Origin of the sequence: Bacillus sp. ok061, from assembly GCF_900108285.1 — a bacterium.
GTDB lineage: Bacteria > Bacillota > Bacilli > Bacillales > Bacillaceae_G > Bacillus_A > Bacillus_A thuringiensis_S.
Window position 1 is genome coordinate 152,913 of the sequence record NZ_FNUW01000008.1, and the last position, 15,336, is coordinate 168,248.

Genomic DNA, 15,336 nt, shown 5'->3' on the forward strand with positions numbered 1-15,336 from the left:
AGTTAAACTGGCTTTTTTTGTTATGTAAAAAACATGATGTTCATATATTTTTATGTCGGTATAGGTATAGTTTTCATTATAACGCTCAAATTAACAAAGATAAGAAGAAAATGTTTTTATATAGTTAATTTGGGAGGGTTTATATGAAAGTTCGTATATTGGCATACATATGTATATTTTCTTTATATGTCAGTTTAGGCTCTTATTCTGTTTTTGCACAAGATAACTTGCATGAAGAAATTCAAAAGCATGCAAAACAGTATGAGATTGCACCTCAAAATGCGATGATTGATAAAATATGGAAGGCAACACCTGGATATAATGGAAGACAAGTGGATATTGAAGCATCGTATAATAATATGAAGAAGCTAAAGGAATTTGATCAAAAATATCTTGAATTCAAAGAAGTCTCACCGAGTGTTCATTTGGAAGATTTATCACCAGCTCCAATTTATAGAGGGCATCCAAATAAAAAGATGGTAGGATTAACAATAAATGTGGCATGGGGAAATGAGTATTTGCCACGTATATTAGAGATATTGAAAAAGCATGATGTGAAGGCCACTTTCTTTTTAGAAGGACGTTGGGTGAAAGAAAATTTGCGGTTTGCAAAAATGATTGTCGATGCAAAACAAGAAGTTGGAAATCACTCATACACACACCCTAATATGAAAACGTTATCCTCAGATGAAATACGAGATCAGTTACAAAAAACAAATCGAATGATAGAAGTAGCAACGAATCAAAAAGTAAGGTGGTTTGCCCCGCCGAGTGGAAGCTTTCGAGATGAAGTCGTAAAGATTGCAGATGATTTTCAAATGGGAACGATTATGTGGACTGTAGATACGATTGATTGGCAGCGACCTGAGCCAGATGTACTATTGCAGAGAGTAATGAGAAAAATACATCCAGGTGCTATCATATTAATGCATCCTACTTCGTCTACAGCAGAGGCTTTAGATATAATGATTACAAAATTGAAGGAACAAGGATATAAAGTGGGGAATATAACTGAATTACTGGATGAAAAACGTGTGGATTAAATACATTTGCATGACATTCATCCTTAAACTTGTTATCATTAAATAATAGCGTTTTATTTAGAGAAACTGGCAGTAGGAGGAAAGTTTTTGATTAAAAAATATACTTGTAAAAATGGTGTAAGAATAGTTATGGAGAATATACCAACTGTAAGATCGGTTGCAATTGGTATTTGGATCCATGCGGGATCAAGAAATGAAAATGAAAAAAATAATGGGATTTCTCACTTTTTAGAGCATATGTTCTTTAAAGGGACAGAGACACGTAGTGCACGAGAGATTGCAGAATCATTTGATAGCATTGGTGGTCAAGTGAATGCATTTACTTCAAAAGAATATACATGTTACTATGCAAAAGTGCTAGATGAGCATGCTAAATATGCTTTAGATGTATTAGCAGATATGTTCTTTAATTCAACATTTGATGAGGAAGAACTGAAAAAAGAGAAGAATGTCGTATGTGAAGAAATTAAAATGTACGAAGATGCTCCAGATGATATTGTGCATGATATGTTAACGAAAGCAACATATGAAACGCATCCGCTTGGATATCCTATTTTAGGAACAGAAGAAACGCTTGATACGTTTACAGGTGATACGCTACGTCAATATATTAAGGATCATTACACACCTGAAAATGTCGTTGTTTCAGTTGCAGGAAATATTGATGAAGCCTTCTTACAAACGGTAGAGCAATATTTCGGTAGTTATGAAGGAACAACAAACCGTGAACAAGTACATAGCCCAATTTTCCATTTTAATAAGGTAGCACGTAAAAAGGAAACAGAACAAGCTCATTTATGTTTAGGATATAAAGGCTTACAAATGGGACACGAAGATATTTATAACTTAATTGTATTAAATAACGTTTTAGGCGGTAGTATGAGTAGCCGTTTATTCCAAGAAGTACGTGAGCAACGAGGGTTAGCTTACTCAGTATTTTCTTACCACTCTTCTTATGAAGATACAGGCATGTTAACACTGTATGGCGGAACTGGTAGCCAACAATTAGATACACTGTATGACACAATGCAAGAAACATTAGAGACATTGAAAAATACAGGTATTACAGAAAAAGAGCTTATGAATAGTAAAGAGCAATTAAAAGGAAACTTAATGTTAAGTTTAGAAAGTACAAATAGCCGTATGAGCCGTAACGGTAAAAATGAATTGCTTCTTCGTAAGCATCGTTCACTTGATGAGATTATTGAAAGTGTAAACACTGTAACAAAAGAAAATGTGGACGGATTAATTCGCAACATGTTTACTGATGAATTCTCTGCGGCACTTATTAGTCCAGACGGAAAACTTCCAAAAGGAATAAAACTATAATCGATTTTTATAATGCATCTGATAATAACCTTCTCTCTTTTTAAATGAGAGAAGGTTATTTTTTTTATACATATAGAATAGGTACTAATTATAGACAATGCAAATGAAAAATTCAGTAGAGGGAGTGGAGTATGTATGCGATTAAGTGAATTAAGTGGTAAAGAGGTTGTAGATATAGAAAAAGCGGAAAAAATGGGAGTCTTAGGTTATATGGATTTAGAGATTAATGAGAAAGACGGACAAATACAAACACTTATAATACCTGTAGGGAAGTGGGGAGGTTTTAAAAAGGAACCACAAGAAGTAAGGGTGGCATGGAGTCAAATAAAGAAAGTCGGACATGATATGCTTCTTTGTGATAGTATAGATCGTTCAAATTCGGAGTGAAGGATGGCCATTTTGGTCATCTTTTTTTGTATCTACATAGAAACCTGATAAATCATATGTGCATTTGGATTTTCAATCACCATAAACTCGTACATTACATATGATGTGGAGGAAAAAGAAAAAGTAGGCACTTTTCTTATAAATGACGGAAAAAGAAGGTGAATTAGGGAATGTTGACTGAGATGCATATTGCTGTCATAGGAGGAGATGCAAGGCAGCTAGAAGTAATTCGTAAGCTAGTTGAATTGGATGCGAAACTTTCTTTGATAGGGTTTGATCAGTTAGATCATGGTTTCACAGGGGCAGCAAAAGAAAGTATACAAAATTTAGATTTCACTTCTGTAGACGCAATTATTTTGCCGGTTGCAGGTACAAATGCCAAAGGAGAAGTAGATACTATTTTTTCAAATGAAAAAGTTTCAATAACGAAAGAACAAATTGAAAATACACCAGAACACTTTACTATATATTCAGGTATTGGTACACCTTACTTGGAAAATCTCGTATCTACTACGAACCGAAAACTTGTTAAATTATTTGATCGTGATGATGTAGCAATATACAATTCTATTCCAACTGTAGAAGGTACTTTAATGATGGTAATTCAACATACCGACTATACAATTCATGGGTCCAATGTAATGGTTCTAGGATTTGGTAGAACAGGAATGAGTGTTGCGAGAGCATTTCAATCATTAGGAGCCCATGTCAAAGTTGGAGCAAGACGATCTGAACATATTGCACGTATTACAGAAATGATGTTTTCTCCTTTTCATATGCAAGACATAGAGAAAGAAGTAGGAAATATCGATATTGTAATCAATACAATTCCGCACCTCGTTGTAACAGCGAATGTTATTGCAAAAATGCCAGCTCATACGTTAGTGATTGATTTAGCTTCTAAACCAGGCGGTACTGACTTTAGATATGCGGAAAAAAGAGGAGTCAAAGCGTTGCTAGCACCTGGATTACCAGGTATTGTTGCTCCAAAAACGGCTGGGCAAATTTTAGCAAATGTTCTTTCTCAGTTATTAGCAGCAGATGCAATTGCAAAGGAGGAGGAAAAGAAATGAGTTTGAAGGGGAAACGAATTGGTTTCGGATTTACGGGTTCACATTGTACGTATGAGGAAGTTATGCCGCACTTAGAAAAATTAATTGCTGAAGGGGCAGAAGTACGTCCCGTTGTTTCATACACTGTTCAATCAACAAATACTAGATTTGGAGAAGGTGCAGAATGGATTAAGAAGATTGAAGAAATAACAGGTTTTAAAGCAATTAATTCAATTGTTGGAGCAGAGCCACTTGGACCTAAAATTCCATTAGACTGCATGGTAATCGCTCCTTTAACAGGAAATTCTATGAGTAAATTTGCAAATGCAATGACAGACTCTCCAGTACTAATGGCAGCAAAAGCGACGTTAAGAAATGGCAAGCCTGTCGTATTGGCGGTTTCGACGAATGATGCTTTAGGATTAAATGGGGTAAATCTCATGCGCCTAATGGCAACAAAAAACATCTACTTCGTTCCATTCGGTCAAGATGCACCAGAGAAAAAACCGAACTCAATGGTAGCTCGTATGGAGTTACTGGAAGATACAGTATTAGAAGCGCTGCAAGGAAAGCAATTGCAACCGGTGGTCGTAGAAAAATTCAGATATATGAATTAAAAAACGAAAAAAAACGGACAATTTTTGATGAAACCATCATTCTTACTGTAGAATATGATAAAATTAACGTTATTAAGATTAGAAGGGGTATTGTATACTCCTTCTGATTCTAAGTTATAGAAGGATTGGTATCTAGAAAGGGGCATAGTGATGGAAAAGCAAAAAACTTTTCATGTCGCTGTAGTTGGAGCAACCGGCGCAGTTGGTGAACAAATGTTAAACACTTTAGAGAAACGAGAATTTCCAATCGGGAAATTAACGTTACTTTCATCTAAACGATCTGCAGGTAAGAAACTTGTATTTAAAGGCGAAGAATTTACAGTTCAAGAGGCAACTCCTGAAAGCTTTGAAGGAGTAGATATCGCACTATTTAGTGCTGGTGGATCTGTATCGAAACAATTAGCGCCAGAAGCAGCAAAACGCGGTGCGATTGTTGTTGATAATACAAGTGCATTCCGTATGACAGAAAACGTGCCACTTGTTGTACCTGAAGTAAATGAAAACGACTTAAAAGAACATAATGGTATTATTGCAAATCCAAACTGTTCTACAATTCAAATGGTAGTAGCTCTTGAGCCAGTTCGTCAGCAATATGGTTTAAAACGAGTAATCGTTTCCACATATCAAGCTGTATCAGGTGCTGGTGCGGCAGCTATTGAAGAACTTCATGAACAATCACAAGCAATCTTAAATGGCGAAGAAGTTAAGGCAAATGTTCTTCCTGTATCAGGTGATAAGAAGCATTTCCCAATTGCTTTTAATGCGATTCCACAGATTGATAAGTTCCAAGATAATGGATTTACATTTGAAGAAATGAAAATGATTAACGAAACGAAAAAAATTATGCATATGCCTGAATTAGAAGTAGCGGCAACATGTGTACGTTTACCAGTTGTATCAGGACACTCTGAGTCTGTTTACATCGAAGTAGAAAAAGAAGGCGTAACAGTAGCAGAATTAAAGAGCTTACTTGCAAATGCGGAAGGTATTGTTCTGCAAGATAATCCAGAAGAGCAGTTATATCCAATGCCAGCTACTGCAGTAGGTAAAAACGAAGTATTCGTTGGAAGAATCCGTAAAGATTTAAATAATGATAAAGGATTCCATCTTTGGGTCGTATCTGATAACTTATTAAAAGGCGCTGCATGGAATTCTGTTCAAATTGCAGAGCGCTTAGTAAAATTACAATTAGTGTAGACGGCTAAGAGAAGGTGCAAAATATGAAAATAATTGTTCAAAAATTTGGTGGCACATCAGTACGTGATGACAATGGACGTAAGCATGCGCTTCATCATATAAAAAAATCATTAGCTGCTGGTTATAAAGTGGTTACTGTCGTATCTGCTATGGGCCGTAAAGGTGAACCATATGCAACGGATACGTTATTAAGTCTTGTAAATCAAGAGGAATCTACTATTTCTAAACGTGAGCAAGATTTATTATTATCGTGCGGAGAATTAATCTCAGCAATCGTCTTCTCTAACATGTTAAATGAGAATGGTATAAAAGCAGCGGCATTAAATGGTGCACAAGCTGGTTTTGTAACAAATGAGGATTTTACGAATGCTAAGATTATTGAAATGAACTGCGATCGTATACATGAAGAGCTAGAAAATCTAGATGTAATCGTCGTTACAGGATTCCAAGGACAAACGAAAAAAGGTGATACGACAACACTTGGACGCGGAGGTAGTGATACTTCAGCTTCAGCATTAGGTGTTGCACTTCATGCTGAATACATCGATATATTCACTGATGTAGAAGGTGTTATGACTGCGGATCCTCGTATTGTAAAAGATGCACGTCATCTTCAAACTGTAACGTATAACGAAATTTGTAACATGGCTTATCAAGGTGCGAAAGTCGTTCATCCACGTGCAGTTGAAATTGCGATGCATGCAAAAGTTCCACTTCGTGTACGTTCTACGTATTCTGATAGTGAAGGTACGCTTATTTCAGCATATGACGGTGCTACAAGAGGTCGTGATGTAGAAGAACGTCCTGTTACAGGTATCGCCCACGTATCAAACGTAACGCAAATTAAAGTGCTTGCAAAAGAAACGGCATATGATTTGCAACAACATGTGTTTAAAGAGATGGCGAACGAAGGAATAAGTGTTGATTTAATTAATATTTCACCTACTGGTGTAGCATATACGGTGAGTGATAATGTATCAAGTCATGCAGTTAAATTATTAAAGAACCTTGGATATGAGCCAATTGTGACAGAGCATTGTGCGAAAGTATCTATCGTTGGAGCTGGAATGGCAGGATACCCAGGGGTTACTGCGAAAATCGTTACAGCTTTAGCGGAAAAAGGTATTCAAATCCTGCAATCGGCAGATAGTCATACAACAATTTGGGTTCTTGTAAAAGAAACTGATTTAGTGGAGGCTGTAAATGCATTACATAGTGCGTTTGAGCTTTCAAAAGAAAAGCAACTGGAACAATAAGGAGTGAGACCATGATAGATTTTGGGACAATTGCAACCGCGATGGTAACACCGTTTGATATAAACGGGAATATCGATTTTGCAAAGACAACGAAATTGGTAAATTATTTAATTGATAACGGTACAACAGCAATCGTGGTAGGAGGAACGACGGGAGAATCTCCTACATTAACTTCAGAAGAGAAAGTAGCGTTATATCGCCATGTCGTATCTGTTGTCGATAAAAGAGTGCCCGTAATCGCTGGAACAGGTAGCAATAATACGCATGCTTCTATTGACTTAACTAAAAAGGCAACAGAAGTTGGTGTGGATGCAGTAATGCTAGTAGCACCGTATTATAACAAACCGAGTCAAGAAGGAATGTATCAGCATTTTAAAGCAATTGCTGAAAGCACGCCGCTTCCGGTTATGCTATATAACGTTCCAGGACGATCTATTGTACAAATCTCCGTTGATACAGTTGTTCGTTTATCAGAAATAGAAAACATTGTTGCTATTAAAGATGCCGGCGGCGATGTGTTGACAATGACAGAAATCATTGAAAAAACAGCGGACGACTTTGCGGTATACAGCGGTGATGACGGTTTAACGTTACCGGCTATGGCAGTTGGAGCGAAAGGTATCGTTTCGGTAGCATCTCATGTTATCGGAAACGAAATGCAAGAAATGATTACAGCATTTCAAACAGGAGAGTTTAAAAAGGCACAAAAATTACATCAATTACTTGTAAGAGTAACTGATTCATTATTTATGGCGCCAAGTCCAACTCCAGTAAAAACAGCGTTACAAATGGTTGGATTAGATGTAGGTTCTGTACGTTTACCACTTCTTCCATTAACAGAAGAAGAAAGAGTAACGTTACAATCTGTAATGCAATCTATTCCTCGTTAAAAAAATGACCTAGTGTGAAACTAGGTCATTTTTTATTGATATGAAAATGTTTGAATCTGTTTTAAAGTAAATCTGTTGTAAAATGATTTTAGACTTGCCTTTCTCATTTATATATGACCCTATAATATTGAAAACGAGTATATTACGCTACGCGTTCTCTACTTGTTAAAGTATGATATTGTTCTTTCATTAATTTGGTTCCAACCTCTTGTTCTCGATAGTGACTGTCAAATCCCCCTAAAAATTTAACCTTATTAAATCTATATTAGATTTTGTAATTCATAGCTTTTTGTCATGTAATACAATGTTTATAAGAAAAGGATCTTACACTTTTAATTTTGTTGAGAAGTAGTTTCTAGTACAGGAAATACTTTCGGTTATGTTTTTAGAGGAATTGCCTCAAATATGACGTAATCTATAAAAAAGCTTCATTTTATAAATGTTTTTGTGCAATTCAAGAAAAAAATCTAGGAAATCCATCAAATGAAAGTAATTTAAAGTGTTTAGGGGATTTTTTCTCAAATAACATGGAGTATAAAAGCAGCGGAAATAAGCCATATACTTTTAGTGCTGTTCCTTTCTTTTACTTTTTCTTTCGCACGATTTAACTTGTGTTCTATTTCTTCTATCAGGTATAATATGGCTAAGTAGCTTAGTACGGGTATGCTTAGCAAAATTGGGAAAAATTATAATTTAATTAAATTTTCATATCATATCGAATAAGATATTTGATTTATATAATGAAAGAGAGGTGAAACCTGGTTTAAAAAATAAACAAGGACATGATATCGCATAACGGTAAGGACATTCGTCTTGGACGGTGAATATATGGTGGTTGTAGAGTTTCCCCTGGTGTCTCTGCAATTTTAGTGAAATCAGTGTTTGCAAGATTTTTAAACCAGGCAACAACATGAAGAGAAAAGAGAATGAGTCTGTTAAAGTATTTGCTCTTGGTGGAGTAGGTGAAATCGGGAAAAACATGTACTGTGTTGAAATTGATTCTGAAATCTTTATTGTGGATGCAGGGTTAATGTTCCCGGGAGATGAAATGTTTGGAATTGATATCGTTATTCCTGATATTACATATTTAGTGGAAAACCAAGAGCGAGTAAAGGGTTTATTTATTACTCACGGTCATGAAGATCATATTGGTGGTATTGTTTACGTACTTCGTAAATTATCTATTCCAGTGTATGCAACGAAATTAACAGTAGGACTTATACAAGAAAAACTTGGCGAAGCGGGTATGTTAGGTCGTGTAGACTTAAAAACAATCGATTCAAATTCAACAGTAGAGTTTAATACTACAACGGTGTCATTCTTCGGAACGACACATAGTATTCCAGATTCTGTTGGTGTTTGTTTCCATACATCAAAAGGTGCAATCGTATATACAGGAGACTTTAAATTCGATCAAACTCCAATTGGAAATAGTGGAGCAGACCTTGGGAAAATGGCTCAAATCGGAAATGAAGGCGTACTTTGCTTATTATCTGATAGTACAAACGCAGAGCGCCCAGGTTATACAGGTTCTGAAAAAGAAGTTGGTGTAGAAATTTCTAAAGTGTTCTACGGCGCAGAAGGTCGTATTATCGTTGCTTCATTTGCATCGAATGTACATCGTATTCAACAAGTATTTGATGCAGCTGCCGAAACAGGGCGAAAAGTAGCGGTAGTAGGACGTAGTATGGTGAAAGTAGTAGACATTGCAAGACGTCTTGGTTATTTAGATGTTCCAGAAGGTATGGTTATTTCATTACAAGAAGTAGACAACTTCCCAGAGAAAAAGGTAGCTATTTTAACGACAGGTAGTCAAGGTGAACCGATGGCTGCTCTATCTAGAATGGCAAAACAAGCACATAAACAAATTTCAATTCGTAAAGGTGATACTGTTATCATTGCTGCTTCGCCAATTCCGGGTAATGAAATATCTGTATCAAAAATTATTGATTTGTTATTTAGAGCTGGAGCTGAAGTTATTTATTACGGCGAAAGAAAAGTTCATGTTTCAGGTCACGGTAGCCAAGAAGAATTAAAATTAATGTTAAATTTAATGAAACCGAAGTACTTTGTACCCGTACATGGTGAGTTCCGTATGCAAAAAGCACATGCGTATTTAGCTGAAGATGTAGGTATTACAAGAGAAAATATCTTTATCGTAGAAAAAGGCGATGTAATTGCTTTTGGTGACGATGAAGCGAACTTAGTCGGTAAAGTACAAGCTGGTAATGTTTTAATTGATGGATTAGGTGTAGGTGACGTTGGTAATATTGTTCTTCGAGATAGAAAGATGTTATCTCAAGATGGAATATTAGTAGTTGTTGTAACGCTTGGTAAAGATGAAAAGAAAATTATCTCTGGTCCAGAAATCATTTCACGTGGTTTCGTATATGTTCGTGAGTCAGAAGCGTTAATTGAACGATCTACAGAGATTGTACGTATGATTGTTGAGCAGTCAATTAAAGAATATTCGATTGAATGGTCAATGTTAAAACAAAATATTCGTGAATTATTAGGACAGTTCTTGTACGAAGAGACAAAGAGAAAACCTATGATTTTACCGATTATTATGGAAGTATAAAAAAGATCACCCTTATGGGTGATCTTTTTTTCTTTTTAACCCTATCGAATGAAATTTATAACTTAAGAAATAATAGTTATATACGAGTGAAAGGGGATGCGAAATGACAGAACGTGATCGATATACAAATGAAGAAAAAGAAACTGAGCCAAAAGAAGCTGGAAAAGAGGCTTCAATAGTAGAAAAAATTCAACAGCTTGGACAGACAAATGTACCACAGATGAATGAATCACGTATTCATTGTTTAACGATTATCGGACAAGTGGAAGGTCATGTTCAATTACCGCCGCAAAATAAAACAACAAAATACGAGCATATCATTCCGCAAATTGTTGCGATTGAACAAAATCCGAAAATTGAAGGTTTGCTTTTAATATTAAATACGGTTGGAGGTGACGTTGAAGCTGGACTAGCAATTTCAGAAATGGTAGCTTCACTTTCAAAACCAACAGTATCTCTAGTTTTAGGTGGGGGACATTCCATCGGTGTACCGATTGCTGTTTCTACTGACTATTCGTTTATTGCGGAAACTGCGACGATGACAATTCATCCAATTCGTTTAACAGGTCTTGTCATAGGTGTGCCACAAACATTTGAGTATTTGGATAAGATGCAAGAAAGAGTCATTCGTTTTGTGACGAAGCACTCGAAAGTAACAGAAGATCGTTTTAAAGAGCTTATGTTTGCGAAAGGAAATTTAACGCGAGATATTGGGACGAATGTAATTGGTGGAGATGCAGTAAAGTACGGTCTTATAGATGATGTTGGTGGTATTGGAAATGCGATTCGAAAATTAAACGAATTAATAGATGTTCGCGCGGAAGGTAGTGCAGAAGGGACAATGTTACAATGATTTTATATACAATTATGCCAGAGCAACTTGTGTATCCGGCCGATTATTCACAGTGTGAAAGTCAAAAAGTTGTAAATATAAATGGTGTGGAATTAATGGTTTCTGAAGAGGAACATGGGTGTTATTCTATTGTACGTGTGCTAAGTACGGACCCACTTCACTATTTAGAGTTTGAGCCCGGTCAGAAAATAACCTTTTAGCAAAAAGAAGGATTTTGTTTAGAAGCTATGGTATAATATAAAAAACAAGACGGTTGAGCAGCCATGAGTAGGCTGCTTTCTTCTGTTTATTTAGCATTTTACAAGAAGTGTAAAAATAGAAGATATAAAGACCTGAAAAATAGAGAAAACAGACATATAAATAGAGCATTTTTAGGGGAGCTTTACTTATATGTAGAACACGAGGTGAAGAAATGGCAAAACAAAAGCAAAGAGGGACGAAGGCAAAGGCAAGACGTACGATAAAGCCAACTTTGTATTATGAAATCGTCGGTTTAACTCTTTTTGCACTTTCAATCATTACGATTTTACAGCTAGGCGTTGTAGGGAAATCGTTTGTGTTATTTTTTCGCTTCTTCTTTGGTGAGTGGTACATAATTGGTGTGTTAGGTGTAATAGCTTTATCGGTTTCCTTTGTTATAAAACGCGGATGGCCGAACCTTTTAAATAAACGATTAATTGGATTTTATTTAATTGTATTGGCAATATTAATGTTTAGTCATATTACATTATTTAACCTTCTTACAAAAGATGGAGCAGTGCAAAATACTTCTGTTATTGTGAGTACGAAAGATAACTTCTTTCTTGAAATGAAAAAAGGGCCAGATAGCGTTCATTTAGGCGGTGGTATGTTTGGTGCGCTTATGTTCGCGACATGTTACTTCCTATTCGACGAAGTAGGAGCCTATATCATTGGAATTATTTTAGTTATTCTCGGGGTACTCTGTATAACAAATAAACATATTGGAGAAGTGTTAGCTCCAGTTGGTAGAATTCTTAGAAGTCAATTTCAAGTGATGCAAGGGGATTATAAAGATTGGAGATCCAAAAGAACGGCTGAACAAACAGAAAAGAAAAAAACAACAAGAAGTACAAGAAGCAAACGTGCTGCAGAACAAGAAGAAGTTATTGAGCCGATGGAAGAAATCCAAATTGATCCGCCAATTATTTCAAATTTCACTGAGAATTATCCTGTAAATGAAGAAGAGGATAAACGAATTGAAGTAGAGCAAGAAGATTTGATCACTTCACCGTTTATTGAAGAGACTCCACCAATTGAAGAATCAAAGAAAAAGCGTGGAGAAAAAATCGTTGAATCGTTAGAGAGTGAAGCGCAAGCACCTCCTATGCAATTTTCAAATGTAGAAAATAAAGATTACAAGCTTCCTTCACTTGATATATTAAAATTTCCAAAGAATAAGCAAGTTACAAATGAAAATGCGGAAATTTATGAGAATGCTCGTAAATTAGAACGTACATTCCAAAGTTTCGGAGTGAAAGCGAAAGTAACAAAAGTGCATAGAGGTCCCGCAGTTACAAAATATGAAGTGTATCCTGATATGGGGGTAAAGGTAAGCAAAATTGTCAGTTTAAGTGATGATTTAGCCCTTGCATTAGCTGCAAAGGACATTCGTATTGAGGCGCCAATTCCCGGGAAATCAGCTGTAGGGATCGAAGTTCCGAACTCAGAAGTTTCGATGGTAACGCTGAGGGAAGTTCTTGATTCTAAGGCTAATAATCATCCGGAAGAGAAGTTGTTAATTGGTCTTGGCCGAGATATTACAGGTGAAGCTGTATTAGCCCGTTTAAATAAAATGCCCCATTTACTCGTAGCTGGTGCGACAGGGAGCGGGAAAAGTGTATGTATTAACGGTATTATTGTTAGTATTTTAATGCGTGCAAAACCACATGAAGTAAAATTAATGATGATTGACCCGAAAATGGTAGAGTTAAATGTATATAACGGTGTGCCTCATTTGTTAACGCCAGTTGTAACTGATCCGAAAAAAGCATCGCAAGCATTGAAAAAAGTTGTGAGTGAGATGGAACGTCGTTATGAATTGTTTGCTCATAGTGGTACACGTAACATTGAAGGATACAATGATTATATAAAAGAGCATAATAGTGAATCAGAAGCGAAACAACCCGAATTACCGTATATTGTAGTAATTGTGGACGAGTTAGCAGATTTAATGATGGTTGCTTCGTCTGATGTAGAGGATGCGATTATGCGTCTAGCGCAAATGGCTCGTGCTGCTGGTATTCATTTAATTATTGCAACGCAACGTCCGTCAGTTGACGTTATTACGGGTGTTATTAAAGCAAATATTCCATCACGTATTGCATTCGCTGTATCTTCTCAAACAGATTCTCGTACAATTCTTGACGGTGGTGGTGCAGAGAAGCTACTAGGTCGTGGCGACATGCTGTTTATACCAATTGGTGCATCGAAACCTGTACGTGTACAAGGCGCATTTTTATCAGATGATGAAGTTGAGAGAGTTGTAGAATATGTTATTGGACAGCAAAAAGCACAATATCAAGAAGATATGATTCCGCAAGATGTTCCTGATACGAAGCAGGAAGTAGAAGATGAATTATATGATGAAGCGGTTCAACTTGTAGTGGAAATGCAAACAGCATCTGTTTCTATGCTACAACGTAGGTTTAGAGTAGGTTATACGCGAGCTGCTCGTCTAATTGATGCAATGGAAATGAATGGTGTAGTAGGTCCATATGAAGGTAGTAAACCGAGAGAAGTACTCATTAATGATGTACAAGAAAAAAGTTCTTAAAAAAAGCCTAATTGTTTTTACAATTAGGCTTTTTTATATAGTGTTTTTGTTATATACTATACTCAGCAATAAAGAAAGGGCTTACATTTATAAGGTCTCTTTAGAATACGAATACTTTGAGTATGTTTTATGTAAATGTTCGATATTTAATGCAGAAAAATGTTGGATTTTGTTGACACGTATGAGAGCAAGTGGTAAGATTACTTCGAAAAGAATCACTGCCTCATATAATCTTGGAGATAAGGTCCATAAGTTTCTACCTGGCAACCATGAATTGCTAGACTATGAGGGGAAAAGTGTGTAACAAAGGATGTAAAGGATCTTTGTGCCGAACTTTTTCTCGAAATGAGGAATGTTTATGGTGCAAAGTTTTTTTTATACAGTAAAGAGTGAAAATTTCATTTTAAAAAATTATTATTATTTATTCGACAATTGCGCTTATTTTTAGTGGTTAGTCATTTGTACTATGTTGTAAGTTGAAAAAAGAGAAAAGAAGTCTTACATCAGAGGTCGAATAATTGAAATGCGGGGGAGTCTTATGTCAGTAAAATCCGATAGTCGTCACCTATATTTACGGGTGATTGATCACATCAAAGAAAAAATTAAAGATGGGGCTTATAAAGAACGACAAAAGTTACCATCAGAGTTTGATTTAGCGAAAGAACTTGGCGTAAGTAGAGCGACTTTAAGGGAAGCGTTACGTATTTTAGAAGAAGAAAATGTTGTCATTCGTAGACATGGTGTAGGGACATTTGTAAATGCAAAGCCATTATTTTCTTCTGGAATAGAACAACTTTCTAGTATTACAGATATGATTTCTAGTGTGGGGAAAACACCAGGAACGATCTTTTTATCATCATCTACTACAACTTTAACAGAAGAGGAAAAAGAGAAGTTTAATAGTGAAGATGGTTTCAATGCAGTAATGATTGAACGCGTGCGTACAGCAGATGGGGAACCTGTTGTATATTGTATCGATAAACTTGCAAAAGAAATATTGCCAGATTTATCGGGTTACAATGAGGAGTCATTATTAACGGTGATACATAATAACACGCATAAGCGCATAACATATGCGGTTGCTCACATTGAGCCAATTGGCTATCACCCTAAAATCTCACCGATTTTAGAATGTGAGCCTGAAACAGCACTGCTTGTATTAAAACAAATGCACTATGATCAAAATGATGAGCCAATCTTATATTCTATCAATTACTTTAGAGCTGATAAGTTTAGCTTCCACGTATTAAGAAAGCGTATGTAGGTAAGTTCCTTTTTAGGGAGGTGACAGCAAGAAGTAAGGGACAGCAGCGAAAGAATAAAAAAATATATATCAT

At 36.0% G+C, this 15,336-nt stretch carries 13 protein-coding genes and 1 riboswitch; all 13 genes read left to right on the plus strand.

Annotated elements, in window-relative coordinates; genetic code table 11:
- Window positions 1-143 precede the first annotated feature (143 nt).
- On the plus strand, window positions 144-1,043 hold the full coding sequence (locus C4S65_RS13610) for a polysaccharide deacetylase family protein (protein ID WP_000868223.1): 900 nt from the start codon (window positions 144-146) through the stop codon (window positions 1,041-1,043).
- Window positions 1,044-1,130: 87 nt separating this feature from the next.
- Complete coding sequence (locus C4S65_RS13615) at window positions 1,131-2,372, plus strand: pitrilysin family protein (RefSeq protein WP_000592988.1); 1,242 nt, start codon at window positions 1,131-1,133, stop codon at window positions 2,370-2,372.
- Between the two features lie 135 nt (window positions 2,373-2,507).
- Entirely contained in the window at window positions 2,508-2,759 is a 252-nt protein-coding gene (locus tag C4S65_RS13620) for a YlmC/YmxH family sporulation protein (protein ID WP_001239759.1), read from the plus strand.
- A 170-nt stretch (window positions 2,760-2,929) separates the two neighbouring features.
- Window positions 2,930-3,832: a dipicolinic acid synthetase subunit A gene (gene dpaA, locus C4S65_RS13625; RefSeq protein WP_000954735.1), complete on the plus strand. Its 903-nt coding sequence runs from the start codon at window positions 2,930-2,932 to the stop codon at window positions 3,830-3,832.
- Entirely contained in the window at window positions 3,829-4,428 is a 600-nt protein-coding gene (gene dpaB, locus C4S65_RS13630) for a dipicolinate synthase subunit B (protein ID WP_000053596.1), read from the plus strand. Before dpaA ends, dpaB begins: the two co-directional genes overlap by 4 nt.
- 150 nt (window positions 4,429-4,578) lie before the next feature.
- Window positions 4,579-5,625 carry an aspartate-semialdehyde dehydrogenase gene (asd, locus tag C4S65_RS13635; protein WP_000414846.1) on the plus strand — a complete coding sequence of 349 codons (1,047 nt, stop codon included), beginning with the start codon at window positions 4,579-4,581 and terminating at the stop codon, window positions 5,623-5,625.
- 23 nt (window positions 5,626-5,648) lie between these two features.
- Window positions 5,649-6,881 (plus strand): aspartate kinase, encoded by a 1,233-nt coding sequence (gene dapG / locus C4S65_RS13640; protein WP_061666405.1) that lies wholly within the window; start codon window positions 5,649-5,651, stop codon window positions 6,879-6,881.
- An 11-nt stretch (window positions 6,882-6,892) separates the two neighbouring features.
- Complete coding sequence (gene dapA / locus C4S65_RS13645; RefSeq protein ID WP_000564765.1) at window positions 6,893-7,771, plus strand: 4-hydroxy-tetrahydrodipicolinate synthase; 879 nt, start codon at window positions 6,893-6,895, stop codon at window positions 7,769-7,771.
- A gap of 910 nt (window positions 7,772-8,681) precedes the next feature.
- Window positions 8,682-10,352 (plus strand): ribonuclease J, encoded by a 1,671-nt coding sequence (locus C4S65_RS13650; RefSeq protein WP_000823083.1) that lies wholly within the window; start codon window positions 8,682-8,684, stop codon window positions 10,350-10,352.
- Window positions 10,353-10,455: 103 nt separating this feature from the next.
- Window positions 10,456-11,205 (plus strand): translocation-enhancing protein TepA, encoded by a 750-nt coding sequence (gene tepA, locus C4S65_RS13655; RefSeq protein ID WP_000139825.1) that lies wholly within the window; start codon window positions 10,456-10,458, stop codon window positions 11,203-11,205.
- Complete coding sequence (locus C4S65_RS13660; protein ID WP_000605020.1) at window positions 11,202-11,405, plus strand: YlzJ-like family protein; 204 nt, start codon at window positions 11,202-11,204, stop codon at window positions 11,403-11,405. The genes tepA and C4S65_RS13660 overlap by 4 nt, the downstream gene beginning before the upstream one ends.
- 212 nt (window positions 11,406-11,617) lie before the next feature.
- Window positions 11,618-13,999, plus strand: a complete 2,382-nt coding sequence (locus C4S65_RS13665) for a DNA translocase FtsK (RefSeq protein WP_086407585.1) — start codon at window positions 11,618-11,620, stop codon at window positions 13,997-13,999.
- 203 nt (window positions 14,000-14,202) lie between these two features.
- Window positions 14,203-14,304: riboswitch (purine riboswitch) on the plus strand.
- 233 nt (window positions 14,305-14,537) lie between these two features.
- Entirely contained in the window at window positions 14,538-15,263 is a 726-nt protein-coding gene (locus tag C4S65_RS13675; RefSeq protein WP_000114182.1) for a GntR family transcriptional regulator, read from the plus strand.
- Window positions 15,264-15,336 lie beyond the last annotated feature (73 nt).

Coding starts and splice junctions, on each gene's coding strand:
- C4S65_RS13610 (WP_000868223.1), top strand. CDS start 144: ATGAAAGTTCGTATATTGGCATACATATGTATATTTTCTTTATATGTC.
- C4S65_RS13620 (WP_001239759.1), top strand. CDS start 2,508: ATGCGATTAAGTGAATTAAGTGGTAAAGAGGTTGTAGATATAGAAAAA.
- dpaA (WP_000954735.1), top strand. CDS start 2,930: ATGTTGACTGAGATGCATATTGCTGTCATAGGAGGAGATGCAAGGCAG.
- dpaB (WP_000053596.1), top strand. CDS start 3,829: ATGAGTTTGAAGGGGAAACGAATTGGTTTCGGATTTACGGGTTCACAT.
- asd (WP_000414846.1), top strand. CDS start 4,579: ATGGAAAAGCAAAAAACTTTTCATGTCGCTGTAGTTGGAGCAACCGGC.
- dapG (WP_061666405.1), top strand. CDS start 5,649: ATGAAAATAATTGTTCAAAAATTTGGTGGCACATCAGTACGTGATGAC.
- dapA (WP_000564765.1), top strand. CDS start 6,893: ATGATAGATTTTGGGACAATTGCAACCGCGATGGTAACACCGTTTGAT.
- C4S65_RS13650 (WP_000823083.1), top strand. CDS start 8,682: ATGAAGAGAAAAGAGAATGAGTCTGTTAAAGTATTTGCTCTTGGTGGA.
- tepA (WP_000139825.1), top strand. CDS start 10,456: ATGACAGAACGTGATCGATATACAAATGAAGAAAAAGAAACTGAGCCA.
- C4S65_RS13660 (WP_000605020.1), top strand. CDS start 11,202: ATGATTTTATATACAATTATGCCAGAGCAACTTGTGTATCCGGCCGAT.
- C4S65_RS13665 (WP_086407585.1), top strand. CDS start 11,618: ATGGCAAAACAAAAGCAAAGAGGGACGAAGGCAAAGGCAAGACGTACG.
- C4S65_RS13675 (WP_000114182.1), top strand. CDS start 14,538: ATGTCAGTAAAATCCGATAGTCGTCACCTATATTTACGGGTGATTGAT.